Origin of the sequence: Mycobacterium colombiense (assembly GCF_003284935.1) — a bacterium.
Lineage (GTDB): Bacteria > Actinomycetota > Actinomycetes > Mycobacteriales > Mycobacteriaceae > Mycobacterium > Mycobacterium arosiense_A.
Window position 1 is genome coordinate 1 of sequence record NZ_QMEV01000010.1, and the last position, 24,637, is coordinate 24,637.

Below are 24,637 nucleotides of genomic sequence, written 5' to 3' on the forward strand. Positions count from 1 at the left end.
ACTGGGGGCAGCGCTCGATCACGGGCGAGGCATCATGGATCTGGCCAGCGCCGCGTCAGCCAGGCGGCCGGCCAGCGTCAGCCACGACGCGCACGCGCACTGGAAGGTCAGCGTTACGGGTGAACGACACGGTCAACAAGCCGACCGGCGGGCGGGGGGCAGACCCCTTGCCCGCCGGTGCCGCGTTGCCCTCTTTTAGGCCCCTGTCGGTCGTGCTGGCCGGCGGGGGAACGGCCGGTCACGTCGAACCCGCGATGGCCGTCGCCGACGCGCTGAGCGCCCTGGATCCGCAGGTCAGGATCACCGCGCTGGGCACCGCCCGCGGGCTGGAGACCAGGCTGGTGCCCGAGCGCGGTTATGACCTCGAGCTGATCACGCCGGTGCCGCTGCCGCGCAAACCCAGCGGCGACCTGGCCCGGCTGCCCTCGCGGGTGTGGCGGGCCGTCCGCGAGACCCGCGCCGTGCTCCGGGCGGTCGACGCCGACGTGGTGATCGGCTTCGGCGGGTACGTGGCGCTGCCGGCCTACCTCGCCGCCCGCGGCGTCTCGCCGCGCCAACCCCGGGTCCCGGTGGTGATCCACGAGGCCAACGCCAGCGCCGGACTGGCCAACCGGGTGGGCGCCCGCAGCGCCGTGCGGGTGCTTTCCGCGGTGGCCGATTGCGGCCTGCCCCGCGCCGAGGTGGTCGGGGTGCCGGTGCGCGAGGCCATCACCTCGCTGGACCGCGCGGCGTTGCGCGCCGAGGCGCGCAGGTATTTCGGCTTCGCCGACGACGCGCGGGTGCTGCTGGTGTTCGGCGGCTCGCAGGGCGCGGCCTCGCTGAACCGGGCCGTGTCCGGCGCGGCCGCCGAGCTCGCCGCCGCCGGCGTGGCCGTCCTGCATGCGCACGGCCCCAAGAACACGCTGGAGTTGCGCGACCCTGCGCCGGGCGACCCGCCCTACGTTGCGGTGCCCTACCTCGACCGGATGGATCTGGCCTATTCCGCCGCCGACCTGGTGATCTGCCGGTCCGGGGCCATGACGGTCGCCGAGGTGTCGGCGGTGGGCCTGCCGGCCATCTACGTGCCGCTGCCGATCGGTAACGGCGAGCAACGGCTCAACGCGCTGCCGGTGGTCAACGCCGGCGGCGGCATGATCGTCGCCGACGCCGACCTGACGCCGGAGCTGGTGGCCCGCGAGGTAGCGGGGCTCATGGGCGACCCGCCGCGGCTGGCGGCCATGACCGCCGCCGCCGCGCTGGTGGGGCATCCCGACGCGGCGCGCCGGGTGGCCCAGGCGGCGCTGGACATCGCCAGGAAGGCGCAGCTCGGCCGCCCGAGCGACCGGCCGGCCGGGGGAAGCCGGTGAACACCCCGCAGCTGCCCCCCGAGCTGCAGCGGGTGCACATGGTCGGCATCGGGGGGGCCGGCATGTCGGGCATCGCCCGCATCCTGCTCGACCGCGGCGGCCTGGTGTCCGGCTCGGACGCCAAGGAGTCGCGCGGCATCCACGCGCTGCGCGCCCGGGGCGCGCAGATCAACATCGGCCACGACGCCTCCGCCCTGGACCTGTTGCCCGGCGGCGCCACCGCGGTCATCACCACCCACGCCGCCATCCCGAAGACCAACCCCGAGCTCGTCGAGGCCCGCCGGCGCGGCATCCCGGTGATCCTGCGGCCGGCCGTGCTGGCCAAGCTGATGGACGGCCGCACCACGCTGATGGTCACCGGCACCCACGGCAAGACGACGACGACGTCGATGCTGATCGTGGCGCTGCAGCACTGCGGACGCGACCCGTCCTTCGCGGTCGGCGGCGAGATGGGGGAGGCCGGCACCAACGCTCACCACGGCAGCGGCGACTGCTTCGTCGCCGAGGCCGACGAAAGCGACGGCTCGCTGCTCGAGTACACCCCCAACGTCGCCGTGGTCACCAACATCGAGACCGATCACCTGGACTTCTACGGCAGCGCCGACGCCTATGTCGCCGTGTTCGACGCCTTCGTCGAGCGGCTGGCCCCGGGCGGGGCGCTGGTGGTGTGCGTCGACGACCCGGGGGCCGAGTCGTTGGCCAGGCGCACCGCCGAGCTGGGCATCCGGGTGCTGCGGTACGGGTCCCCGCGCTCCGGCGACGAACTCGCCGCCACGTTGTTGTCGTGGCAACAGCAGGGCACCGAGGCCGTCGCGCAGATCCGGCTGGCCCCCGAACTGGACCCGGAGCAACACCCGCGGGTGATGCGGCTGTCGGTGCCCGGCCGCCACATGGCGCTCAACGCGATGGGTGCGCTGCTGGCGGCGCTCGAGATCGGCGCGCCTGCCGACGCCGTGCTGGACGGCCTGGCCGGCTTCGAGGGCGTGCGCCGCCGGTTCGAACTGGTGGGCAGCGCGGCGTCGGTGCGGGTGTTCGACGACTACGCTCACCACCCCACGGAGATCGTCGCCACGCTGGCTGCGGTCCGCACCCTGCTCGAGCAGAGCGGTGACGGCCGCAGCATCGCGGTGTTCCAGCCCCATTTGTATTCGCGCACAAAGGCTTTCGCGGAGGAGTTCGGGCGAGCTCTGGACGCCGCGGACCAAGTCTTCGTTCTCGACGTCTATGGCGCTCGCGAACAGCCCCTGGCCGGCGTCAGCGGGGCCAGCGTCGCCGAGCACGTCACCGTGCCGGTGAGCTATCTGCCGCACTTCTCCGCGGCCGCCGAACAAGTGGCCGCCGTGGCCGCGCCCGGTGACGTCATCGTCACCATGGGCGCCGGCGACGTGACCCTGCTCGGGCCCGAGATCGTGACGGCGCTGCGGGTGCGGGCCAACCGCGGGGCGCCCGGGGCGTTGCGATGACCGAGCCCGACGACCCCGTCCCGACCGACGTGGCGGGCGAGCGGGCCGAAGCCCAGCCCGACGGCGACGACGCGGTCACCGAGCCGCTCGTCACCGACGCGGCCGGCCCCCAGCCCGATCAGGGGGCCGATCAGGCCGAGGTCGAGGGACCACGCCGGCGCGCCCGTCGGGAACGGGCCGAACGCCGCGCCGCACAGGCCCGCGCCACCGCCATCGAAGAGGCGCGCCGCGAGGCGAAGCGCCGGGCCAGCGGACTGGGCAGCGAGCCCTACCCCCCTAAACAACCGGCGCGTGGCGTCGTTCGGGGCCTGAAGATGCTGCTGGCCACCGTCCTGCTGGTCATCGTGGGCATCGGGCTGGCCCTGATCCTCTACTTCACGCCGGCGATGTCGGCGCGCAACATCGTCGTCGTGGGCACCGGGGTGGTCACCCGGGAGGAGGTCCTGGACGCGGCGAAAGTGCGGCCAGGGACCCCGCTGTTGCAGATCAACACCAGCCAGGTGGCCGACCGGGTGGCGGCGATCCGGCGGGTGGCCAGCGCGCGGGTGCAACGCCAGTATCCGTCGGCGCTGCGGATCACCATCGTGGAGCGAGTTCCGGTGGCGGTCAAGGACTTTCCCGACGGCCCCCATCTCTTCGACCGCGACGGCGTGGACTTCGCGACGGGGCCGCCGCCCCCGGCGCTGCCGTACCTCGATGTCGCCGACCCGGGACCGAACGATCCGGCGACCAAGGCCGCCCTGCAGGTGCTGACCGCGCTGCGGCCCGAGGTCGAGGGCCAGGTCGGCCGGATCGCGGCGCCCTCGGTGGCCTCGATCACGCTGACGCTCGGCGACGGCCGGGTGGTGATCTGGGGGACCACCGACCGCACCGACGAGAAGGCCGAGAAGCTGGCCGCGCTGTTGACCCAGCCCGGCAAGACCTACGACGTCTCCAGCCCGGACCTGCCGACGGTCAAGTAGCGATCTTCGTCACGTCGCGCGGCACGATGCGCCGTCGAGCAGCGCTCACGCCGCCCCGGCGCTGCAAAATTGCCCAAAATTTGCGGAGCGCGTGTCGGCGCGCCTGCGGGGTTAGGGCGCGCCGTACCCATACCGTTCTGGTTGCGCGTTACTACTTGACATAACTCTAACTCTATGGTTGAGGTTGAGGGTTTGCCGGGAAGGGACGCGAACGTCCGGAGGAGCCCACCGCCGGGAGAGCTGAGCCAAGCCCATCAGGGAGGAAGACGAATGATGACCCCCCCGCATAACTACCTGGCCGTGATCAAGGTCGTGGGTATCGGTGGCGGCGGCGTCAACGCCGTCAACCGGATGATCGAACAAGGCCTCAAAGGCGTGGAGTTCATCGCGATCAACACCGACGCACAGGCGCTGTTGATGAGCGATGCCGACGTCAAACTCGACGTCGGGCGCGAGTCCACGCGCGGCCTCGGAGCCGGGGCGGACCCCGAGGTCGGCCGCAAGGCCGCCGAGGACGCCAAGGACGAGATCGAGGAGCTGCTGCGCGGCGCCGACATGGTGTTCGTCACCGCCGGCGAGGGCGGTGGCACCGGGACCGGCGGCGCGCCCGTCGTCGCCAGCATCGCGCGCAAGCTGGGCGCGTTGACCGTCGGCGTGGTCACCCGGCCGTTCTCGTTCGAGGGCAAGCGGCGCGGCAACCAGGCCGAGAGCGGCATCTCGGCGCTGCGCGAGAGCTGCGACACCCTGATCGTGATCCCCAACGACCGGCTGCTGCAGATGGGCGACGCCGCGGTGTCACTGATGGACGCCTTCCGCAGCGCCGACGAGGTGCTGCTCAACGGTGTGCAGGGCATCACCGACCTGATCACCACGCCGGGCCTGATCAACGTGGACTTCGCCGACGTCAAGGGCATCATGTCCGGGGCGGGCACGGCCCTGATGGGTATCGGATCCGCGCGCGGCGAGGGCCGCTCGCTCAAGGCCGCCGAGATCGCCATCAACTCGCCGCTGCTGGAAGCCTCGATGGAGGGCGCACATGGCGTGCTGATGTCGATCGCCGGTGGCAGCGACCTCGGTCTGTTCGAGATCAACGAGGCGGCCTCGCTGGTGCAGGACGCCGCCCACCAGGACGCCAACATCATCTTCGGCACCGTGATCGACGACTCGCTGGGCGACGAGGTGCGCGTCACCGTCATCGCCGCGGGCTTCGACGCCGCCGGCGCCGGCCGCAAACCCGTCATCGGGGGCAGCGCCGACAAGGAAGAAAAGGGCGGCGCGCACCGGATCGAGTCGGCGAAGGCGGGCAAGCTCACCTCGACGCTGTTCGAACCGGTCGACGCGGTCAGCGTGCCGGTCCACACCAACGGCTCGACCCTGAATATCGGCGGCGATGACGACGACGTCGACGTGCCGCCCTTCATGCGCCGCTGAGAACATGCCGGTGACCCTGGACCCCCGGCCGCGACGGTCGGGGCCGCCTGGCCGACACGGAATTTCGGATACTGGTCACGTGAGCGTTCGCATTCGGCGGGTGACCACCACCCGCGCCGGTGGGGTCTCGAAGCCGCCCTTCGACACCTTCAACCTGGGTGACCACGTCGGGGACGACCCCGCGGCGGTGGCCGACAACCGGGCCCGGCTGGCCGCCGCCATCGGCCTGCGCGGCAGTCGCGTTGTGTGGATGAACCAGGTCCACGGTGACCGGGTCGAGGTGGTCGACGGGGCCCGCGACACCGCGGTCGACAACACCGACGCGTTGGTGACCCGCACCGCACGACTGGCGCTGGCGGTGGTGACCGCCGATTGCGTGCCGGTGTTGATGGCCGACGCGCGGGCCGGTGTGGCCGCGGCGGTGCACGCCGGCCGGGTCGGCGCCCAGCGCGGGGTGGTGGCCCGCACGGTGGAGACGATGCTGGGGCTCGGCGCGCGGCCCGAAGACATATCGGCCCTGCTGGGCCCGGCGGTCAGCGGCCGCAACTACGAAGTGCCTGCGGCGATGGCCGACGAGGTCGAGGCGGCGTTGCCGGGTAGCCGCACCACCACCGCGGCGGGCACGCCCGGACTGGATCTGCGTGCCGGAATCGCTTGCCAGCTAAGGGATTTGGGCGTAACGGCCATCGACATCGATCCGCGATGCACGGTGGACGACCCGGCGTTGTTCAGTCACCGCCGGGACGCGCCGACCGGGCGGCTGGCCTCACTGGTCTGGATGGAGTGACTGCGATGGCGGCCCCGGACACTGGAAGCGACCGCGAATCGGAATTGACTCACGCATTGGCGTCGGTGCGCTCACGCCTTGCCGCGGCGGCCGAAGCGGCGGGCCGCAATGTCGGCGATATCGAAGTTCTGCCCATTACCAAATACTTCCCAGCAACCGATGTGGTGACTTTGTCGCGATTGGGTTGTCGCGCCGTCGGCGAATCGCGGGACCAGGAAGCGACGGCGAAAGTGGCCGAAGTCACCCGGCTGCTCGCGGCGCCCGCGCGGGCGGGCGTGGGAAATCCGCGTTGGCACATGGTGGGTCACATCCAGCGGAACAAGGCCCGGTCTGTGGCGCGCTGGGCGCACACCGCGCACTCGGTCGACAGCACGCACCTGGTGACCGCGCTCGACAAGGGGGTGGCCGCGGCGCTTTCCGACGGCCGTCGCACCGACCCGATGCGGATCTACGTCCAGGTCAGCCTCGACGGCGACGAGTCGCGCGGCGGCATCGACATTTCCCGGCCGGGAGCCGTCGATCAGGTGTGCGACCGGGTCGAGGATTCCAAGAACCTGGACCTGGTCGGGCTGATGGGGATTCCGCCGCTGGACTCGGACCCCGAAGAGGCGTTTGACCGGCTCCGATCCGAGCATCGGCGGGTTCTCGAGTCCCACCGCAACGCCGTCGGGCTGTCCGCCGGCATGTCGAACGACTTCGAAATCGCCGTCAAACACGGTTCGACATGTGTGCGTGTCGGTACCGCGCTAATGGGCCCGCGGCGGTTACCGTCACCGTAAGTAGTCACTGCAGTAACAGCTTTATCACTAACACCAGTACTCCCAGGGGCTAGAAGGGTCAACGCAATGAGCACACTGCACAAAGTCAAGGCCTATTTCGGTATGGCCCCAATGGACGACTACGAGGACGAGTATTACGACGACCACGCCCCCTCCCGTGGTTTCCCGCGCCCGCGATTTGACGACGGATACGGTCGTTACGAGCAAGACGACTACGACGATCCGCGCCGCGAGCCCGCCGACTACCCGCCGCCCGCCGGCTATCGCGGCGGCTACGGAGACGAACCGCGCTACGGCGCCGTCCACCCCCGCGAGTTCGACCGCGCCGAGCGGGGCGGCGGCCCGCGCTTCGGGTCGTGGTTGCGCAACTCCACCCGCGGCGCGCTGGCGATGGACCCGCGCCGGATGGCGATGATGTTCGAAGAGGGCCACCCGCTGTCGAAGATCACCACGCTGCGGCCCAAGGACTACAGCGAGGCCCGCACCATCGGCGAGCGTTTCCGCGACGGCACCCCGGTGATCATGGACCTGGTGTCGATGGACAACGCCGACGCCAAGCGGCTCGTCGACTTCGCGGCCGGCCTGGCCTTCGCCCTGCGCGGCTCGTTCGACAAGGTCGCGACCAAGGTGTTCCTGCTGTCGCCCGCCGACGTGGACGTGTCCCCGGAGGAGCGCCGCCGGATCGCCGAAACCGGTTTCTACGCTTACCAATAGGCGCATCCGCCGCCCCGATCCGCAGCGGTCGTTCGGTTTCTCGAGGGACCGCAGGGGCGACGTGAGCTAAGGACTCTTACTCGGAGTCGGTACGCTGGCAGGCGCCGCGCTGATCCACGGCGCTTGGCATCGCTTAGCTTCTCATCGGTAAGGTCGGGGCACTTCAGTTGGTGTTGTTCTTTCAGATCCTCGGGTTTGCGCTGTTCATCTTCTGGCTGCTGCTCATCGCCCGGGTCGTCGTCGAGTTCATCCGCTCGTTCAGCCGGGACTGGCATCCCACCGGCATCACCGTCGTGGTGCTCGAGATCATCCTGTCGATCACCGATCCGCCGGTGAAGTTGCTGCGCCGGCTGATCCCGCAACTCACCATCGGGGCGGTCCGCTTCGACCTGTCGATCATGGTGCTGTTGCTCGTCGCGTTCATCGGCATGCAGCTGGCGTTCGGCGCCGCCGCCTAGGCCACGGGACGCCTCGGTCGAGGCCGCGCCTCCGGCCCGTCGGGGTCAATCCATTCCGCCCCGGAGACGGTTCGGACACGTTTTAGCGTCGGTGTGGTACCCGCCATTTAAAATTTCTAAGGTTTCGGATTTTATTGCCCTCAATGTTTGAAATTGGCTCTTATTTATTGGGCTAATCAGCAACGGTCGCGCCTGGTGTGACAGGATGGACGGCAGTTGCACTACGGCTACCACTGCGTTCTACACTTTCCAGAACGTTCGACAGGGAACTTGAGGGGACGAAACAATGCCGCTTACACCAGCCGACGTCCACAATGTGGCGTTCAGTAAGCCACCGATCGGCAAGCGGGGCTACAACGAAGACGAGGTGGATGCCTTCCTCGATCTGGTGGAAGCCGAGCTGACGCGGCTCATCGAAGAGAACAGCGATCTGCGCCAGCGCATCGAAGAGCTGGACCACGAGCTGGCCTCCGGCGGTGGCTCGGCCACCCCGGCCGCGGCCGCCGCCCCCACCCAGGCGATTCCCGTGCGCGAGCCCGAACCGGAACCGGCCAAGCCGGCGCCGGCCGCGGCCCCGGCCGCCGCGGTCAACAACGAGGAACAGGCCATGAAGGCCGCTCGGGTGCTGACGCTGGCGCAGGACACCGCCGACCGCCTGACCACCACCGCCAAGACCGAGTCGGAAAAGATGCTGGCCGACGCCCGCGCCAATGCCGACCAGATCCTCAGCGAGGCCCGCAGCACCGCCGAGACCACCGTCGCCGAGGCCCGGCAGCGCGCCGACGCGATGCTCGCCGACGCGCAGACCCGTTCGGAAACCCAGTTGCGGCAGGCTCAGGAGAAGGCCGACGCCCTGCAGGCCGACGCCGAGCGCAAGCACTCCGAGATCATGGGCACCATCAACCAGCAGCGCACCGTCCTGGAAGGCCGCCTCGAGCAGCTGCGCACCTTCGAGCGCGAATACCGCACCCGGCTCAAGACCTACCTGGAATCGCAGCTGGAGGAACTCGGGCAGCGCGGATCCGCGGCACCCGTGGACTCCAGCGCGGACGCGGGCAGCTTCGACCAGTTCAACCGGGGCAACAACTAGCCGTTCGGGCGTGCCGGTCGCTCGCCGAGCTTCGGGGTTGGCACACTAGGTCATGAAACCGCGGTCCCGCTCGTCGCTTGGAGGATGACTGATGCTCATCATTGCGCTGGTCCTGGCCCTGATCGGGCTCGTCGCGTTGGTGTTCGCGGTCGTCACGAGCAACGAGCTGGTGGCCTGGGTCTGCATCGCCGCCAGCGTGGTGGGCGTGGTGTTGTTGATCCTCGACGCGCTGCGGGAACGCCAGCGGGGTGAGTTGGGCGGCGGCGAAGCCCAGGACGCCGACGAGGCCCCGGTCGACGACGAAGGCTACGTCGACTACCCCGAGGAGGCCCCGGGCGAGGGCGAACCGGCGGCGACGGGGGAGCCCGCGCAGGCCGCGCAGACCGAAGAGTCCAGGGTCCCGTCCGACGGCCACGGCGACGAGCCCGCCAAGTAACTTCCTGTCCCGGCCGCGGTTGCGCGTTACCGCGCTCCGCCGGTCGGCGTGCCCAGCAGCTCGCGCACCTCGTCGTCGCTGATCTGGTGGAAGTCGTCGTAGACCTGGCCGACCGCTTCGAAGCCGGGCGGCATCGTCAAGCACACCACGTCGTCGGCCTCCCGCGCGAGTTCGCCGCAGGTCGACGCCGGTCCCACCGGGACGGCGACCACGATCGACTTCGGGCCTGCGGCCCGGATGGCGCGCACGGCGGCGAGCATGCTTGCGCCCGTTGCGATTCCGTCGTCGACCAGGACGACGATCCTGCCGCGCAGGTCGGCCATCGGGCGACCACCCCGGTAGGCGTGTTCGCGCCGCAGCAGTTCGGCCGCCTCGCTGTCGATCACCTCGCGCACCTGCTCGTCGGTGATGTGCAGGCCGCGCACCACGTCGTCGTTCATCACCACGCCGCCACCGCTGGCCAAGGCGCCCATCGCCAGCTCTGACCACTGCGGCACCCCGAGCTTGCGGACCAGGAAGACGTCGAGCGGAGCCCCGAGGGCCGCGGCGATCTCCCACGCCACCGGCACGCCGCCGCGGGCCAACCCGAAGACCAGCACATCACTCCGGCCGCGGTAGGCCGCCAGCTCCTGCCCCAGCGCGCGTCCGGCCTCGCGCCGGTCGACGAACGTCTTCGGGGATGTCCGCCGGATAAAGCCACTCGATCGGTTCATGCGTTCACACTCCCGGCTGCTGGGCCTGTCTCCAGGCTACGTGCGGTGGCCCGCGCGCGGTGGCAGAGTTCGGGTGGGCGGCCGGGGCAGGCACCACCGAAAGGATCTGCGAGATGAGACGGCGCTACGGCACCTACACGGCCTACAGCATCGCCTGCGCGATCGTCTGGGCGGTCATTTTGGCGGTGGTTGCCACGGCGGGCGACGCCACCTCCCGGCACACGTTTCTGCTGGTGTGCGGCGGGTGGGCCATCGGATGGCTGTCGGCGACGATCGCCAGGGGCGTCCCCGCCACCGAAGCGGCATCTGCGGCAGTGAGTTATGAGGGTGTGATCGCGGCTTCGCCGCTCTCAGTCGGGTGTGATCGTGGCTTCGCCGCTCAACACCCTCCATCGGCTCGGAAATGCACGCAAGCGCATTTCTCTCGCCGCAGTCGGGTGTCCGAGGGGGGACTTGTCCGTCTACGACACGGGTCGTGGTCTGGAGATTGGGGCGCTGACCGCTTCGGTCAAGCACCGGTCCACGTTTTTCGCTCAATCGCCACGCCGAGGAGCTCGCCCATCGGGCGGCCAGCCGTCGGTACCGGACTCAAGCGGAATATTCAGGGATCGAAGCAGGATCGAAAAGAGCCGCCAATTGGCGATTGCTCCGACAAGTTCGACCAAAACCGCGTGATCGCTATTGAATGCCTTCTGGCACCCTGCCCAGTTTTCCTCGGAGATGACCCCGTCGCGTACCACATCATCGGTCGCTGCGAGGACCACACGCTCGACTGGCCCGAGGCTTTCGGAATTCTGCCAGTCGCGCACCGCCAGGAGATCATGCTCAGGCACGCCGAGCAGTGTGGCGATTCGCCAATGTTGAGTCCATTCGTATTCGGAGCCAGTGATCCAGCCGATGCGCATGATGACCAGCTCGCGTAGCCGCGCGTCAAGGGAACCGCGGAATAGTAACGCGTCTAGCAGCCCGTACAGCGCAACCGCCACACGCGGCTGATGAAGTGCCACGCGGAATACCGACAGGTCTGCCAACTCTTCGGGCAACCCACATTCGGCAGCACGCAGCCGGGCCTGCTCGCGGTCGAGCATCGGTACGCGTTCCGCCATGGTCACGGGTGGCCCTCTCTGTTGAACCTCTGCATGCCGTCAGCGAGTGGGCAAGAAGACGTTGTGCAGCGCCGCACTTGATCGGGCATTTTCATCTGCAAGCGAATTGAGCAGCGGCGCGAGCCCAGCGAATCCGGTTGATTCTCTGGTGATGCGGTCGAACGGCCAGCGGCCTTCAGCGAGAATCTCGAGGGCTGCCCGGTAGGCGGGATACTCCACGCCGAGTGCGCCTACGACGCGTAATTCTTTATATATCAACAAGTCTGGTTCAAACCGGGGCGCGCCGCCTCCTCCGCGGGTGCCGGCCACCACGACTGTGCCGCCCGGTCTGGCAAGGTCGACGGCATCGGCGAATGCGGAGGGTGCTTTGGCGGTGACGTCGACGACCACGTCGGCAAGCCGTCCGCCTGTTTCACGCTGGAGCGCTGTCACTGCATTGTCCTGCGATACATCGATGGGCAGGTCGACACCGAATGATCTGGCTATGGCCAGTCGTTGTTCGTCGCGTGGGCCGACGCCGGTCATCGCGACGACCGCGGCTCCCGCCTCTTTGGCCGCCACGGCCGCGCAGATTCCGCGGATGCCGGGCCCCAGGATCGCTACGACGTCCCCCGCCTTGGTATCGGGAAGAGTTGCCCCCCATTGGATACCGGCCCCGAGAGGGTTGAACAACGTGGCGAGAACGGGATCCATGTCTTCGGCAATCGGGAGTAGCATCGCGTCCCACGGAAGCTCCACATGGGTGGCGTATCCGCCCCATAAGCCCGCGCCGATCTCCACGTCGACGAACCCGAACATGGTGGCGATGCCGTTCACCGCGCACCGCCGGTATTCGCCACGGCGACACTCGGGGCAGACTCGGCAGGACCGGAACACCTCGACGGCCACGCGCTGGCCGGCTTGTACACCCCAGCGTTGGCTGGCCGAGGTGCCGACGTGTTCGACGATGCCGACGATTTCGTGACCTGGAACGAATGAGAAGCCGGCAGGCAGGTGTCCGGTGAACTGTTCGTGATCCGTTCCGCACAGACCGCATGCTTCAACTCGCAGTATCGCACCCCGATCGCCGACGTCGGGGACGGTGATCTGGCGCCGCTGCAGACTCCGCGGTCCCGTCAACACCATCGCCTCGGCGATCATGGAAGCTCAAACCCGCTGAACGACCCTGTTGTTCGGAGGCTAACCGTTTTGCCGACGTACATCTCACTCGCCATCGCCTCGGCGATCTGCGGATCATCGCTGCGCGCGACAACTCTTCGCCCGTCAGACAGGTGCGCGATGATCGGAGTCCATCGAGGTTGCCCGTCTCGGTCGTAGACGACGGTGTATCCGTCCACTGTCGCGCAACCGGCCGCCTCGTCGACGCCTGCGACACCCAACCTCAATGAATCGATCTGAGCTTGCTCGACCGCCGTGTCGAGCAGTCGCCACCCGGTTGGTGGCGGGGTGGCCGACCACAGACCGACCGAATGCTTCGTCGAATACCACCCGAGGCCAGTGACGAGTCCGACATCGGTTGGGTCGCGTCTGCACCGTCGGACCATCTCAACGATCGAGTGGCTGACGTAATTGTTTCCGGGACCGCCGTGATAAGGCAGGCCTCCGGTTACTGTGAGGCCTCTGTCGTCGAGGGGGTCCAAGTCGAGAGCCTCGGCAGCCATCTCAACTGCCGACGGGAAGCAGGAGTAGAGGTCGAACCACCGAATGTCGTCGGTGGTCAACCGGCCCGCATTGAGAGCCTTCCGTGCCGCTACCTCGATACCCGATGAGCGACTGAGGTCTGGCCGTTCCACGGGGAAGTACACGTCGTTGCAGGTCGCTGCTGACCAGGGAAAGACCCAACGATCGCGCGCGACGCCCAATTCGTCCGCCACGTCGGCCGCCATGAGAATGAAGGCGGCAGCCATGTCGACGGACATGATGCTGTTGAGCAGCTTGGGATAGGGCAAGCAGACCATGCGGTTTTCCGCGGTGACTTCGCTGAGTTCGGTGGCACTTCGTGCGCGTGGGAACCAGGCCTGTTGGGGATGGCGTGCCGCCTCGGCTGTGAACGGTGCCATCAGCGTGCCCAGCCACTCCCGTTGAGCATCGAAGTCGCGGCCGTGGCGCGCGGCGATCGCGGACTCGAAGATGGGATACACCTCGTGCGGCCAACTCAGACCCACCGACAATTCGGCTTGACTCAGCCCGGGGCGGGCGTCGCCCAGGGATTCGTCGCCGGAGCGGGGCGGGGGCGGCGAGTCGAGAAGTGCCCTGCCCTGAAGCTTGCGCGCGGAATGCCCGCTCTCCGCCCCGACGACCAGGATGACATCTGCGCGGCCTTCGGCTATTTCGCCACCCAACACCTCGACGAGATACTGCGGGGTGTTTCCGCCGACTGGACAGCTGATGCGGCGGGCGGGACTGATGCGCATCGCTTCGGCGATCCTGCTGGCGGGATTGTCGCGTGGTATGACCAGGATGCCGGGAGTCGCGACGGTGTCGATGCGCCGCTCGACCGCACGACCTGCGTCTCTGACCGCGCGGAGTGCAGCCTCCACTGCCAAGTCGATCGGGTCCACGAAGTCGTCCCCGCGATGGGTCACTTCGCCCACGCCGACGACCACCGGGTTACGCGCTCCTACCAGCATCTGCATCCGCATCGGCCCGCGCACAGGGCCGCCGGGCTGGCTTGAGACACAAAGGCGATGGTGTCATGTATCTGGGCAAGTCACAATGGTGAGTGCGCCCCTCGCGGCATACTGGCCGTGTGTCGACAAAGTTGTTGAGATGGGGTGCCGCCGCGCCGTCAGATCGTGGTTCGGCTCGCGACCGGTTGCTCGATGCTGCCGAGCGGTGCCTCGAGAGTTGCGGTGTGGTGGGCACGACCATGGAGGACATCGGCAGAACAGCGGGTGTGTCCAGGGCAACGGTGTATCGCTACTTCCCCAGTCGGGAGGCGGTGATGTCGGGTGTCATCATTCGCGCAGCCGAGCGCTATCTCGACCGCATAAGCCCGCGGATCGCGGCGCACGCCGACCTGGGTTCCGCGCTCGTCGATTTCGTGGAATACACAGTTGAGGCCGCGCGCCGCGAAGAGATCATCGGATTGTTGTTCGGCAGCGACGAGGAACTCGCCGGCGTGGGTGTCGCGGCGGGCACCTCGACGTCCCTCTTCGAAATCGTCACCGAATTTCTGCGTCCCATCTTCACCAGACACTGGAGTTGCGTGGAACCGGGCGTCTCCGTCGACGACGCCGCCGAGTGGGTTGTCCGCACGATACTGAGCCTGCTGACTGTTCGAGGGCCGCGGGAGCGCAGTCGTGACGGGCTCCGGGCGTTTCTTTCGCGGTTTCTCCTTCCCGCGATCCTGGCCGGTGACCACCGTCGACCGGTGTGACAACTATGGCTTAATGTCTCAACAGCAGCTGAAGTAGGAGGCCAGAAGTGTCTGTGCAATTCACCACGTTCAACGAAGAGGTCGCTGAGCAACTAAAGAGCGCAGCAGAAACCACGGGCGGGTTGGCCGGTTACCTCGGCTTCCGGCACACGGAATTCACTGCGGGACGGCTCGTTGCGGAGATGGACGCACGCGACGACCTGAAGACGCCTTTCGGCAACTTGCATGGGGGCTGCTTATCGGCCATGGTCGACCACTGCCTCGGAGTGGTGTTTTATCCCGTGATTCCGATGGGATCCTGGGTCGCGACGACGGAGTTCAAACTGAATTTGCTTCGTCCTGTCTCCAGTGGCACTTGTGTAGCCACGGCGGAGATCATCTCGCTGGGCAGAACCAGCGGTGTGGCGCGGATCGACATCAGCAACGACGGCAGAGCGGTGTGTGCGGCCCAGGGCACCGTCACCGTCGTCGCACCGAAGACGAACTCCTGATGTCTGCACACAGAGCAGGTGATTCGTCGGCCCCGGTCGTCGAGCGCGTGCCCACGGCGGACGGACTGTCGCTGGCGGTCGACCTCTACCGGTGTGACGCGCCGCGGGCGGTTGTGTTGCTCCTTCACGGCGGCGGTCAGAGCCGACAGGCCTGGGACGTCACCGCCCAACGCTTGCATCAGCGGGGCTACACGGTTGCCGCGTACGACACCAGGGGACACGGGGACAGCGACTGGGACCCCGACGGACGCTATGACATGGACCGGCTGGGGTCCGACCTGCTGGCCGTGCGCTCCTACGCCGATTCCGGCCGCCCCGTCGCCGCGATCGGCGCCTCTCTGGGCGGCTTGACCATTCTCGGCACACACTTGCTCGCCCCGCCACAGCTATGGCAGGCCGTCGTCCTGGTTGACGTCACGCCGCGAATGGAGATGGACGGCGCCCGACGAGTCGTAGCGTTCATGTCGGCACACCCCGAAGGTTTCGACAGCCTCGAGTCGGCCGCTGACGTGATCGCCGCCTACAACCCGCACCGCCCCCGCCCCGACAACCTCAACGGCCTCCGAAAAGTTCTCCAACGTCGCGAAGACGGTCGCTGGGTCTGGCGATGGGATCCAGCGTTCGTGACGTCGAATTTCCAGTTCCTCCAAGGTGATCCAGACGACGGCGCTAAAGACTTCGACATGATGAGCGCCTTCCTTCTCGATGGCGCCCGCCGGGTAACCGCGCCAACGCTGCTGGTCCGGGGCCTGCTATCTGACATGGTCTCCGAAGAGACAGTAAAGCATTTCCTCACCGTCGTTCCGCACGCGCAAACCGTTGACGTGTCGGGCGCGGGACACATGATCGCCGGCGACAACAACGACGCATTCTCGACGGCGGTCGTCGAATTCCTCGACAGGACCATATGAACCCTGCTGTCGGTCGACTGCCCTTGTAGGGCTGGCGCCTATCCTGCTCCTATGCCAACTGAACCGGTGCGGATGTCTTTCCGCCGGCATGTGCGCGAACAGGTTTTGAGGGCGACACGAGAACTCACCATCGAGAAGGGCTGGGATCAGGTCCGGATGAGCGAGGTTGCCGAATCGGTCGGCGTTTCCCGCCCGACGTTGTACAAAGAGTTCGGCGACAAACAGGGGCTCGGTGACGCGCTCGTGGTCTCAGAGGGCCAGCGCTTTGTGGAAGGCATTCGTGCCGTCCTTGCCGAACATGCGGGCGACGTGCAGGGCGGCATCACCGCAGCGGTGCAGTTCACCCTCTGTGAAGCAGAAGACAGCCCGCTCCTCAAGGCAGTTCTGACGTCCAACCCCTCGGCGAAGGATCGCGGTGGCTCGTCGTCTACGGGGGTCCTCCCACTTCTGCCGACATCGGCTTCCCTGCTTGCACTCTGTTCCGGGGCCCTGATCACCTGGTTCAACGACCACTTCGACGATCTCGATCCCGAAGACGTTGAGGAGGTCGCAGATGTTCTGGTGCGACTGACAGTGAGTCATGTTGTACTCCCAGCCGCGGACATCGCCACCACCGGTGAGCGGATCTCCCGCGTAGCACTCAGGTACCTGGGAGTTGTCCACAGTTTGTAACCAGCAAGCTCTCGTGTCAGATCGAGCCGGCGAGGAGCTCTGAGCGGTCAACTCGGAGCTGCTGGCTGATGGCCCGCTTACTGGACATGAAATCGCGAGGACGATTGACGCAGTCGGCGGCGATGAGTTCGCCCTCGCGGAAGTAGAAGCAGCTGAAGTCACGCTCACGCGACGGGTCACCACTGAGCAACACTTCGTCGTACCCGGCGTTGAGACCTGCAATCTGGAGTTTGAGATCGTACTGGTCGGACCAGAACCACGGAAGCGCAGCGATTGCGCTGTGTTTTCCGCAGATTGTCGCCGCAGCGATCTTGGCCTGCTCGCCGGCGCTCGATACGGATTCCAAACGAATACGCGAGCCGTATCGAGCCATGGTGTGGCTGGTGCAGTCGCCGGCGGCCACGATGTCGGGGTCGCTGGTGCGGGCCTGGTCGTCGATCACGATGCCGTTGTCGACGGATAATCCTGCGGCCGAGGCGAGCTCGGTGTTCGGCACCACACCGACGCCGACGATGACCAAGTCGGCGGGGATCGGTTCGCCGTCAGCCAGCACCACCTCCTGCACCCCACCGTTACCGAAGAAGGCTTCGACGAGAGCGTGTGTTCGGATCTCCACTCCCTCGCCGTTGTGGATTCGGGTGTAAAACGCGGAAACCTCCGGCGCGGTGACCCGTTCGAGTACACGCTCGGTTGCCTCGAGGACGGTGACGTTCATGCCGAGCGAACACAGCGAGGCCGCCGTTTCCAACCCGATGTAACCGCCGCCCACGATCACAACCCTCCGACCCGGTGTAGCGGCGGCACGGATCAACTCGACGTCTGCAGCGGTACGCAGGTAGTGAATTCCGGGAAGATCCACCCCTGGTGTGGGGAGTCGTCTGGCCCTTGCACCGGTGCACAACGCGAGCTTGGTGTACGTCAGCGTGTCGCCGGTGCTCAGAGACACACGCTTGGCACTCCGGTGGATCGCCTCCACGGTCGCATTCAAGAGTCGAATGTGCTGCTTTTCGTAGAAATCAGCGCCGCGAATCAGGAGGTCGTCGAGGCCGTTCTTGCCGGCCAGGTATCCCTTCGACAACGGAGGCCGGTGGTAGGGCAGTCCCCCCTCGTCGCCGATGAGCACGACCTCCCCAGACCACCCCTCCCTTCGAAGATTAGCTGCCAACTGCGCGCCGGCGTGGCTCGCGCCGACGATCACCGCTCGTTCGGGAGTCACGCACTTGGCCTGGGAGTGAGGCGAACCATCAGCTTGCTGATACCCCTGACGAAATTCGATTGCACATACTCGGGTTCGCCGACCACCTCGATGTTCTCAAAGCGAGGGAGCAATTCCTCCCACAGGATTCGAAGCTGCAACTCAGCAAGTCGGTTTCCCATGCACCTGTGCACGCCGAACCCGAACGAGATGTGATTGCGGGCGTTGCTCCTATCGATGATCAACTCATCGGCCCGCTCGAAGACACGCTCATCGCGGTTACCAGAGGCGTACCACATCACGACCTTGTCGCCCTTGCGGATGAATTGCCCGTTCAACATGATGTCTTTTTTCGCGACTCGGCGCATGTACGCCAACGGGGTCTGCCAGCGAATGATCTCGGATACCATGTTGGGAATCAGGTCAGGGTTCGCCTTCAACTTCTCGAACTGATCGGGGAACTGGTTCAAGGCGAGAACCCCTCCGCTCATCGAGTTGCGAGTCGTGTCGTTTCCCCCGACGATCAGCAGTACCAAATTGCCGAGGAATTCCATCGGGCGGTCGATGAGATCCTTAGTGTCCTCGTTGGCCTGCAGCATCGTGATCAGATCGAAGCCCGGTCGCTCCCCGTTGGCGGTACGGGCCGCCTTGTCATGCCAGAGAGCGCTGAGCCCCTTCGCCATGTCGACCATGCCACGAAACACTCTGTCGTTGTCGGAAGGACCACCATTGGCTTGCTCCATGGAGGTGGCGAGGTCCGACCATTCCACGAGCTTGTGCCGCTGTTCGTACGGGAAGTCCAGCAGGGTCGCGAGCATGCGCGCTGTCAGTTCGATGGAGACGTGGTGCACCCAATTGAACGGCTGATCCACCGGTAGATCGTCCAGCACTTCCTGGACACGCGAGCGGATCAGCCCCTCCATCTCGCGCAGGTTCTTCGGCGCGACAACCCCTTGGACGGAAGCGCGCTGCAAGTCGTGTTGTGGCGGATCCATCGCGATGAACATGGCGATGTCCATAAAGCGAGGCGGTCTCCCGATGATGATGAACGGCTCTGCGGAGAAAGCCTCGTGGTTCTTGTCGACGGCGATGATGTCCGCGTGGCGGGTCACCGACCAGAATGGGCCGAACGGACTGTGAGCCTGGTAGTGCACCGGCGCCTCGTTGCGCACGCGTTCGAAGTAGGACTTCCAGCGGCCTTGGCGGTAGAGGAACGGGTTGCTGAGATCGATGTCGGCGATATCGATGTCCTCGACCGGAGGAATGGGCGTCTCGGTGAAGATCTTCTTACCATTGGTTCCGGTTACCCACCGGCGTGTCTTGTCGTAGAGGTGTGCGCCGCGGATTTGCAGCTCCAGAGGCACGGCAGACTGGGCTTTGGCGGCCACTGCCGCGGGAATACTCATTATTGTTTCCTCCAAATCCATGGCGTTGTTTCAGAGCTGGAACTCAGGTAGCTCGACCGTCAAGCCATCCCATGCCTCGGAGGCGGCCATCTGGCAGGACAGCCTCGACGTCCGCTGACGCTCGGGGTTCATCGCGAGCATCTCCTCTTCGTTGGCGCCGCAGAGTCCCACCGTGTCCGACCACTCGGGAGCGACGATCACGTGGCACGTTCCGCATGCGGCTTCCCCTCCACAATCGCCGTCGATGCCGGGCACCGCGTTGTTGACCGCAATCTGCATCAAGGACTGCCCTTCGGCCAAGGGGGCTTCGTACTTCTCGCCGTCATGAGAGACGAAGGTGACGACTGCCATGACTAACTCTCCTCAATCTGGAACTTCATCTTTTTAGTGTTGTCGCGCGTGACCAGCGTCGCTAGGCTCGCAGGAGTCAAAGAGTTGTGTTTTTAGCTCACGCGCAGGGAGGCACGTGAAACTCGACGACTCGGGTATGCCAGCGCTGGCTTTCCTGCAGATGCTGGACAGTGAGGCGCTGGGGCATGACGCCAGCATTGCGCTGCGCAGCATCATGGTTCGCGAGCACGTCACCGAGTCGATGTTGGTGGGCCGCGACGCGCAGGTCCCCTTACGGTGGTTCAAGGAGATATATTCCGATTTCGATTGTGATCAGGGAACCCGTCTGGGTTTCGCGTTCGCTGAACACGCCAAACTGACGTCCTTTGGGGCACTCAGTGTTCCCTTGGTCAGCGCGGGCTCGGTAGCCGAGGTTGTCGAGTTGCTTGCTTATCTGCCGGTGATCACCACAGCCCTCAGCCCGACGTTCCATTCGACGGAACGCGGCCTCACGATCGGGCTCACCGGTCGCACCGGTGACGCGGGCCTGAACTGCCTGGCCGTCACCTACGGTGGGCTGGCGCTGTTGCGTCTGCTCGACATGCTCGCGGGTGCCGTACCGAATATTGAACTGCATCTGAGTCATTCAGCACCGGAGTCGTGGGTTCTTCATGACGAAGTGTTGGCGGGTCGGATCTTCTTCGACGCCCCCAGCTCGTTCGTCCACGTTCCCGCGGCTTCGCTCGAGGAGGTCTGTCGATTCTCCGATCCTGTGGCGTACCGGATTGCCGTCACCGATTTGCAGCGAACTCTCGATCAACGACGTGACACGTCGGTCTCCGAAAAAGTAAGGGACCTGCTCGAGAAAGATCCCGGAAAAACGAACATCAGCCGGACGGCGGGCGAGCTCTCGATATCCCCGAGCACGTTGAAGCGGCGCCTCAGCGAAGAGGGGACCACCTTTCGAGAATTACGTCAGTCGTTCTTGCAGGAGCGAGCAATTCTGCGACTTCTCGACAGATCGGTGTCTGTAAGCGAGATCGCGGCAGAACTCGGGTACGCGGACCTCACGAACTTCACACATGCCTTCAAACGGTGGACCGGTCGGTCACCGCGCCACTTCAGAAAAACGCGCGACTGAGCGCGCAAGGTTCCGCCCGGGCGCGTGCCGGCGTCCACCGGAACCAGCGGGCTTCGCGATCGGCCTCATCTGTCACCTGGACATCGTCGAGAAACGACACGATCGGCGCGGGTTTCGGTCATCGCAGCACCCTCTTGGGAAGAGGCGCAACGACATCCAGAGAATCCATACCGCGCTGGCGGCGGGTGCGGGCGGGGGGTGACGCGGACCCCCTAGTCACGCTATGCTAACCGTCGTTCACGTCGGGACCGGCGTTGAACGCGTGGTCGGAAGGAGTCCGGATGCCACACGACCAGCCGGCCATCATCGGTGCCGCCGAACTCGCTCCAGGAAGAAACGTTCCGTACACCTCCACTGAATTGCATGTGCGCGCCGCGGTCGCGGCTCTCGCCGACGCAGGGGTGGTCCCAGACGAGGTCGACGGTCTCGTGTGCGCCGGGCCGATGACGAACGAGGGTTCGATCTTCCTGTCCGAGGACCTCATGGACTATCTCGGGCTGCACAACCTGAAACTTCAGATGACCTGTCAGCTTGGCGGCGGGACCCATCTGGCCATGACGCGCATGGCGAGTAACGTCATCGCCCGGGGCGAGGCCGAGACGGTGCTGGTCGTGTCGGCGGGCAAGTTTCCACCGATCCGCGATGGCGGGCGCGAACTGATGGCGCTGGTGTGTGACCACGCGTTCGAGATGCCCTACGGACCGTCCGTGCCGGCGCTGTACGGTTTGATCGCGCAGGCCTGGATGCACGAGACGGGACAGGGCAAGGCGGACATCGCCGAGGTCACCGCGTCGCAGGACCGGTGGGCCGCGCTGAATCCCGCGGCGATCGCGCACCGCTCACAACGCCTGACTGTGGAGGACGTGCTGGCGTCCCGCCCGATCGCCGGGCCGTTCCACTTCTACCACTGCTCGATTCCCTGCGAGGGCGGTGGCGCGCTCGTGCTGGGCTCGGCCCGCCGGGCTCGCGCGGGCAAGCACCGGCCGGTCCACCTGCTCGGCTTCGGAGAGGGTCACACCCACGGTTTTCTGACCTCGCTGGCCCGGCCGGGTCGTACCGGGGCCGCCCGTTCTGGTCCGATGGCCTTCGAGCGCTCCGGACGGGCGCCGGCCGACATCGACATCGCCTTGCTCTACGACGCCTTCGCCTCCAACCCGGCGATGATCCTTGAGGAGGCGGGTTTCGTGAAGCCCGGCGGGGCAGGCGATTTCTACCGTGACGGCTGCGCCGATCCGGGCGGCGACCTGCCGGTGAACACCGACGGCGGCCTAATCCGGTTCGGGCACACCGGGACCTCCTCTGGCATTTCGCAGATCCTTGAGGGTTACTGGCAGTTGTCCGGTCGCGCCGAGGGCCGTCAGGTGCCCGGGGCGGATACCGCGTTCGTGCACAGCTACGGCTCGATGCTGTGCAGTCACGTCAGCATGGTGATGGAGGGAGCGTCATGACCGCAGCTTCGAGTTCTCTCGACGGTCTACACGATCCTGAGGCGCTGCCGCCGCTGACCGATGTCAACCGTCCCTACTTCGCAGCAGCGGCCCGCGGTGTACTCGTCTTCCAGCGGTGCGCGAACGACCACCCTTTCCTCTACCCGCGGCTGGTGTGTCCCGTCTGCCATGACGGTGAGTTGGCCTGGGAGACCGCGGCGGGTACTGGTGAGATCGTCAGTTTCGCGCCGGTGTACCGCCCCCCGTGGGACTCGTTCCCGCGCAGCGAGCCGTACGTCGTCGTGCTCGTTCGTCTGGACGAGGGGCCGCAGTTGTTGGCCAGTCTCGAGGGCGTGGCCCCAGATGAAGTTGCGATCGGGACGAGAGTGCGCGCAGTGTTCGAGCGGGTGAACGAGGACCTTGGGCTGGTCCGATTCAGGCTGGCGGCGTCGTGACCACGTACGGGGTCTCGGTGCTCGGCGCGGACTTGGCCACCCTTGTCGAGACCGCCGAGGCTACCGACCTCGCCGGCTTCGACGCCGCCTGGGCCTCGGAGTTCTACTCGCGCTCCGGCTCGATCTCGATGGCCGCGATGGCCGCGCGCACAAAGCGCTGCCGCATCGGGTCGTCGATCCTGTATGGCGTCGGGCGCAGCCCGCTCGTGCTCGCCACCGAGGCGCGTGACCTCGACGAGCTTTCAGGCGGGCGCGTCGTACTCGGGCTCGGCAACGGCACACGCCGCATGATGAGCGACTGGCACGGCGTGGAGGACACCTCCGCTCCCGCTCTGCGCATGGAGGAGCTGGTCCCGCTCGTGCGTCGGATCTGGAACCTGCACGAGGGCCCCGTGCGCCATGAGGGGCGCTTCTACCGGATGAATCTCGTCCCAACCGGCGACGTCGCGCCGCCGAAGCGAGCGATCCCGATCATCACCGCGGGCGTGCGTCCGCGGATGTGCGAGGTGGCAGGGCGCGTAGCCGACGGGTTGGCTGGTCATCCGCTGTTCACCACGACCTACGTCGAGGAGGTCGCCCGCCCAGCCGTCGTGCGCGGTGCGGAGCGGGCCGGACGCGATCCCGCCGACATTGAGATCGTCTCGATGGTCATCTGCGCGGTGCACGACGACCCACAGATCGCACGTCGTGAGGCCGCGCAGCAGATCGCGTTCTACTCCTCGGTGAAGACCTACGAGCACGTGCTCGACGTCAGCGGTTTCGCCAGGCAGGGAGCGGCCATCCGCGACGCGTTCGCACGGCGTGACCTGCCGGCCATGTTCGCCGCGGTCACCGACGACATGATCGACGCGATGGCGGTGGCCGGCACCGCCGCCGAGGTCCGAGAAGGGCTGCGCCGCTACGAGGGCGTGCTGGACCACATCGTTCTCTACTCACCCTCGATTGGTCTCGCGCCCGAGCGCATCGCCGAGAACCTCGGCAGCCTCATTCGCGATTGTGCGCCGGCCTTCGCCGGCGGGAAAGGTGACCAGAGTGGCTGACGCATCGCTCATCGGGACGCAACTCGGGAGGACCACGTTTCCCGTCGACCGGTCCAAAGTGCGCGAGTTCGCACTTTCGCTCGGCGACCGCGACCCGATCTACCAGGACGTCGCGGCCGCCCGCGCCGCCGGCTTCGGCGCGATCCCCGCTCCTCCGACCTTCGTCGTCTCCTCGGCTCACTGGCGCGCCGACGACGACATGTTCGGCGCCCTCGGGCTCGACCTGCGACGCGTACTGCACGGTGAGTGCGGCTGGGAGTATTTCGCGCCGGTGTTCGTCGGCGACGAGCTCACCGAGACTCGTCGGGTGTCGAACGTGACCAGCCGCGAGGGGAAGCGCGGCGGCATCATGACAATCGTGACGATCGAGACCGACTTCACCAACCAGCGCGACGAACTCGTCGTGCGCCAGACCGACGTCTTGATCGAAACCGGAGGCTCCACCCAATGACGACATCCCCCGCGCCGGTGGCGTTGGCCATCGGCGACGAGATGCCGACCTCACAGTTCGGCCCGCTGACGCGCTCGCACATCGTTCGCTACGCCGGCTCCGGCGGCGACTTCAACCCGATCCACCACGACGAAGAGTTCGCCCGCGCGGCCGGCATGCCCGGTGTGTTCGGCATGGGACTGCTGCACGGCGGTGTGCTCGCGCAGCGGCTGACCGCCTGGGTGGGGCTGGCCAACATCCGCTCGTTCCGCATCCGGTTCACCGGTCAGGTATGGCCCGGTGACCTGCTCAGCTTCGGCGGCAGGGTCACCGGCGTGCGCGAGGCCGGAGGGCAGCAGGTGGCAGACCTCGAACTCGTGGTCACGCGCCAGACCGGCGAACCCGCGATAAAGGGGAGCGCCGTCGTGCAGGTGACCCGGTGAGCGCGCCAACGAGCGACGTCACCGGCCTCGGG

At 66.7% G+C, this 24,637-nt stretch carries 27 protein-coding genes and 1 pseudogene; 20 read left to right on the plus strand and 8 right to left on the minus strand.

From position 1 onward, the window contains the following. The first annotated feature begins 119 nt into the window (after positions 1–119). The 10 genes from murG (at position 120) to DQP57_RS07255 (ending at position 9,466) form a co-directional block, all read left to right on the plus strand. Complete coding sequence (gene murG / locus DQP57_RS07205) at positions 120–1,346, plus strand: undecaprenyldiphospho-muramoylpentapeptide beta-N-acetylglucosaminyltransferase (protein ID WP_112632360.1); 1,227 nt, start codon at positions 120–122, stop codon at positions 1,344–1,346. Beyond that, complete coding sequence (murC, locus tag DQP57_RS07210; protein WP_112632361.1) at positions 1,343–2,809, plus strand: UDP-N-acetylmuramate--L-alanine ligase; 1,467 nt, start codon at positions 1,343–1,345, stop codon at positions 2,807–2,809. Before murG ends, murC begins: the two co-directional genes overlap by 4 nt. Beyond that, the gene (locus DQP57_RS07215) at positions 2,806–3,771 is read left to right on the plus strand and encodes a cell division protein FtsQ/DivIB (protein ID WP_112632362.1); all 966 of its coding nucleotides are present in this window, start codon (positions 2,806–2,808) and stop codon (positions 3,769–3,771) included. Before murC ends, DQP57_RS07215 begins: the two co-directional genes overlap by 4 nt. Positions 3,772–4,044: 273 nt before the next feature. Beyond that, positions 4,045–5,202, plus strand: coding sequence for a cell division protein FtsZ (ftsZ, locus tag DQP57_RS07225; RefSeq protein ID WP_007770764.1), 1,158 nt, complete (start codon positions 4,045–4,047; stop codon positions 5,200–5,202). A 79-nt stretch (positions 5,203–5,281) separates the two neighbouring features. Next, complete coding sequence (gene pgeF, locus DQP57_RS07230; RefSeq protein ID WP_112632364.1) at positions 5,282–5,989, plus strand: peptidoglycan editing factor PgeF; 708 nt, start codon at positions 5,282–5,284, stop codon at positions 5,987–5,989. Between the two features lie 5 nt (positions 5,990–5,994). Next, positions 5,995–6,768: a YggS family pyridoxal phosphate-dependent enzyme gene (locus tag DQP57_RS07235; RefSeq protein WP_112632365.1), complete on the plus strand. Its 774-nt coding sequence runs from the start codon at positions 5,995–5,997 to the stop codon at positions 6,766–6,768. Between the two features lie 66 nt (positions 6,769–6,834). Then, entirely contained in the window at positions 6,835–7,482 is a 648-nt protein-coding gene (locus DQP57_RS07240) for a cell division protein SepF (protein ID WP_066873504.1), read from the plus strand. Positions 7,483–7,649: 167 nt separating this feature from the next. Beyond that, positions 7,650–7,940: a YggT family protein gene (locus DQP57_RS07245; protein ID WP_007770770.1), complete on the plus strand. Its 291-nt coding sequence runs from the start codon at positions 7,650–7,652 to the stop codon at positions 7,938–7,940. A gap of 286 nt (positions 7,941–8,226) precedes the next feature. After that, positions 8,227–9,030 carry a DivIVA-like cell division protein Wag31 gene (wag31, locus tag DQP57_RS07250; RefSeq protein ID WP_112632366.1) on the plus strand — a complete coding sequence of 268 codons (804 nt, stop codon included), beginning with the start codon at positions 8,227–8,229 and terminating at the stop codon, positions 9,028–9,030. A 91-nt stretch (positions 9,031–9,121) separates the two neighbouring features. Then, a complete protein-coding gene (locus DQP57_RS07255) occupies positions 9,122–9,466 on the plus strand; it encodes a phage holin family protein (protein ID WP_112632367.1) in 345 nt (114 codons plus the stop codon). 26 nt (positions 9,467–9,492) lie between these two features. Here the strand turns inward: DQP57_RS07255 and DQP57_RS07260 are convergent. The 5 genes and pseudogenes from DQP57_RS07260 to DQP57_RS07275 form a co-directional block, all read right to left on the minus strand. Continuing rightward, positions 9,493–10,179 (minus strand): annotated as a pseudogene (locus DQP57_RS07260) (phosphoribosyltransferase); the annotation flags it as partial. Between the two features lie 142 nt (positions 10,180–10,321). Further along, a complete protein-coding gene (locus DQP57_RS26825) occupies positions 10,322–10,474 on the minus strand; it encodes a hypothetical protein (RefSeq protein ID WP_165821768.1) in 153 nt (50 codons plus the stop codon). Between the two features lie 238 nt (positions 10,475–10,712). Further along, on the minus strand, positions 10,713–11,291 hold the full coding sequence (locus tag DQP57_RS07265) for a carboxymuconolactone decarboxylase family protein (protein WP_112632369.1): 579 nt from the start codon (positions 11,289–11,291) through the stop codon (positions 10,713–10,715). A 33-nt stretch (positions 11,292–11,324) separates the two neighbouring features. Continuing rightward, a complete protein-coding gene (locus tag DQP57_RS07270) occupies positions 11,325–12,425 on the minus strand; it encodes a zinc-dependent alcohol dehydrogenase (protein ID WP_112632370.1) in 1,101 nt (366 codons plus the stop codon). Then, positions 12,422–13,915, minus strand: a complete 1,494-nt coding sequence (locus tag DQP57_RS07275) for an acetyl-CoA acetyltransferase (RefSeq protein ID WP_205869063.1) — start codon at positions 13,913–13,915, stop codon at positions 12,422–12,424. The genes DQP57_RS07270 and DQP57_RS07275 overlap by 4 nt, the downstream gene beginning before the upstream one ends. A 224-nt stretch (positions 13,916–14,139) precedes the next feature. Here DQP57_RS07275 and DQP57_RS07280 point away from each other — a divergent pair, with 224 nt between their 5' ends. The 4 genes from DQP57_RS07280 to DQP57_RS07295 all read left to right on the plus strand — a co-directional run bounded on the left by DQP57_RS07280 (position 14,140) and on the right by DQP57_RS07295 (position 16,738). Further along, positions 14,140–14,664 (plus strand): TetR/AcrR family transcriptional regulator, encoded by a 525-nt coding sequence (locus tag DQP57_RS07280; protein WP_240631701.1) that lies wholly within the window; start codon positions 14,140–14,142, stop codon positions 14,662–14,664. Positions 14,665–14,717: 53 nt separating this feature from the next. Further along, entirely contained in the window at positions 14,718–15,155 is a 438-nt protein-coding gene (locus DQP57_RS07285; RefSeq protein WP_112632372.1) for a PaaI family thioesterase, read from the plus strand. Continuing rightward, positions 15,155–16,066, plus strand: a complete 912-nt coding sequence (locus DQP57_RS07290) for an alpha/beta fold hydrolase (protein ID WP_112632373.1) — start codon at positions 15,155–15,157, stop codon at positions 16,064–16,066. Before DQP57_RS07285 ends, DQP57_RS07290 begins: the two co-directional genes overlap by 1 nt. A 90-nt stretch (positions 16,067–16,156) precedes the next feature. Further along, entirely contained in the window at positions 16,157–16,738 is a 582-nt protein-coding gene (locus DQP57_RS07295) for a TetR/AcrR family transcriptional regulator (protein ID WP_205869064.1), read from the plus strand. A gap of 16 nt (positions 16,739–16,754) precedes the next feature. Here the strand turns inward: DQP57_RS07295 and DQP57_RS07300 are convergent, their stop codons facing one another. Genes DQP57_RS07300 through DQP57_RS07310 form a run of 3 tightly spaced genes read right to left on the minus strand, consistent with a single transcriptional unit; the run spans position 16,755 to position 19,690 of the window. Continuing rightward, positions 16,755–17,954, minus strand: coding sequence for an NAD(P)/FAD-dependent oxidoreductase (locus DQP57_RS07300; protein WP_029644203.1), 1,200 nt, complete (start codon positions 17,952–17,954; stop codon positions 16,755–16,757). Continuing rightward, complete coding sequence (locus tag DQP57_RS07305; protein ID WP_025239363.1) at positions 17,951–19,339, minus strand: cytochrome P450; 1,389 nt, start codon at positions 19,337–19,339, stop codon at positions 17,951–17,953. The genes DQP57_RS07300 and DQP57_RS07305 overlap by 4 nt, the downstream gene beginning before the upstream one ends. Before the next feature lie 30 nt (positions 19,340–19,369). Then, entirely contained in the window at positions 19,370–19,690 is a 321-nt protein-coding gene (locus tag DQP57_RS07310; protein ID WP_005086615.1) for a 2Fe-2S iron-sulfur cluster-binding protein, read from the minus strand. 115 nt (positions 19,691–19,805) lie between these two features. Here DQP57_RS07310 and DQP57_RS07315 point away from each other — a divergent pair, with 115 nt between their 5' ends. The 6 genes from DQP57_RS07315 (at position 19,806) to DQP57_RS07345 (ending at position 24,605) form a co-directional block, all read left to right on the plus strand. After that, entirely contained in the window at positions 19,806–20,810 is a 1,005-nt protein-coding gene (locus DQP57_RS07315) for a helix-turn-helix domain-containing protein (protein WP_112632375.1), read from the plus strand. 281 nt (positions 20,811–21,091) lie between these two features. Next, a complete protein-coding gene (locus DQP57_RS07325) occupies positions 21,092–22,258 on the plus strand; it encodes a thiolase family protein (RefSeq protein WP_112632376.1) in 1,167 nt (388 codons plus the stop codon). After that, positions 22,255–22,692, plus strand: a complete 438-nt coding sequence (locus DQP57_RS07330) for a Zn-ribbon domain-containing OB-fold protein (protein ID WP_112632377.1) — start codon at positions 22,255–22,257, stop codon at positions 22,690–22,692. The genes DQP57_RS07325 and DQP57_RS07330 overlap by 4 nt, the downstream gene beginning before the upstream one ends. After that, complete coding sequence (locus DQP57_RS07335) at positions 22,689–23,732, plus strand: LLM class flavin-dependent oxidoreductase (RefSeq protein ID WP_043410103.1); 1,044 nt, start codon at positions 22,689–22,691, stop codon at positions 23,730–23,732. The genes DQP57_RS07330 and DQP57_RS07335 overlap by 4 nt, the downstream gene beginning before the upstream one ends. Beyond that, positions 23,725–24,183: an FAS1-like dehydratase domain-containing protein gene (locus DQP57_RS07340; RefSeq protein WP_011560595.1), complete on the plus strand. Its 459-nt coding sequence runs from the start codon at positions 23,725–23,727 to the stop codon at positions 24,181–24,183. The genes DQP57_RS07335 and DQP57_RS07340 overlap by 8 nt, the downstream gene beginning before the upstream one ends. Then, a complete protein-coding gene (locus tag DQP57_RS07345; RefSeq protein WP_011560594.1) occupies positions 24,180–24,605 on the plus strand; it encodes a dihydroxy-acid dehydratase in 426 nt (141 codons plus the stop codon). Before DQP57_RS07340 ends, DQP57_RS07345 begins: the two co-directional genes overlap by 4 nt. Positions 24,606–24,637 lie beyond the last annotated feature (32 nt).

Coding starts and splice junctions, on each gene's coding strand:
- DQP57_RS07215 (WP_112632362.1), top strand. CDS start 2,806: ATGACCGAGCCCGACGACCCCGTCCCGACCGACGTGGCGGGCGAGCGG.
- ftsZ (WP_007770764.1), top strand. CDS start 4,045: ATGACCCCCCCGCATAACTACCTGGCCGTGATCAAGGTCGTGGGTATC.
- DQP57_RS07235 (WP_112632365.1), top strand. CDS start 5,995: ATGGCGGCCCCGGACACTGGAAGCGACCGCGAATCGGAATTGACTCAC.
- DQP57_RS07240 (WP_066873504.1), top strand. CDS start 6,835: ATGAGCACACTGCACAAAGTCAAGGCCTATTTCGGTATGGCCCCAATG.
- wag31 (WP_112632366.1), top strand. CDS start 8,227: ATGCCGCTTACACCAGCCGACGTCCACAATGTGGCGTTCAGTAAGCCA.
- DQP57_RS07255 (WP_112632367.1), top strand. CDS start 9,122: ATGCTCATCATTGCGCTGGTCCTGGCCCTGATCGGGCTCGTCGCGTTG.
- DQP57_RS07270 (WP_112632370.1), bottom strand. CDS start 12,425: ATGATCGCCGAGGCGATGGTGTTGACGGGACCGCGGAGTCTGCAGCGG.
- DQP57_RS07275 (WP_205869063.1), bottom strand. CDS start 13,915: ATGCTGGTAGGAGCGCGTAACCCGGTGGTCGTCGGCGTGGGCGAAGTG.
- DQP57_RS07290 (WP_112632373.1), top strand. CDS start 15,155: ATGTCTGCACACAGAGCAGGTGATTCGTCGGCCCCGGTCGTCGAGCGC.
- DQP57_RS07305 (WP_025239363.1), bottom strand. CDS start 19,339: ATGAGTATTCCCGCGGCAGTGGCCGCCAAAGCCCAGTCTGCCGTGCCT.
- DQP57_RS07310 (WP_005086615.1), bottom strand. CDS start 19,690: ATGGCAGTCGTCACCTTCGTCTCTCATGACGGCGAGAAGTACGAAGCC.
- DQP57_RS07325 (WP_112632376.1), top strand. CDS start 21,092: ATGCCACACGACCAGCCGGCCATCATCGGTGCCGCCGAACTCGCTCCA.
- DQP57_RS07330 (WP_112632377.1), top strand. CDS start 22,255: ATGACCGCAGCTTCGAGTTCTCTCGACGGTCTACACGATCCTGAGGCG.
- DQP57_RS07345 (WP_011560594.1), top strand. CDS start 24,180: ATGACGACATCCCCCGCGCCGGTGGCGTTGGCCATCGGCGACGAGATG.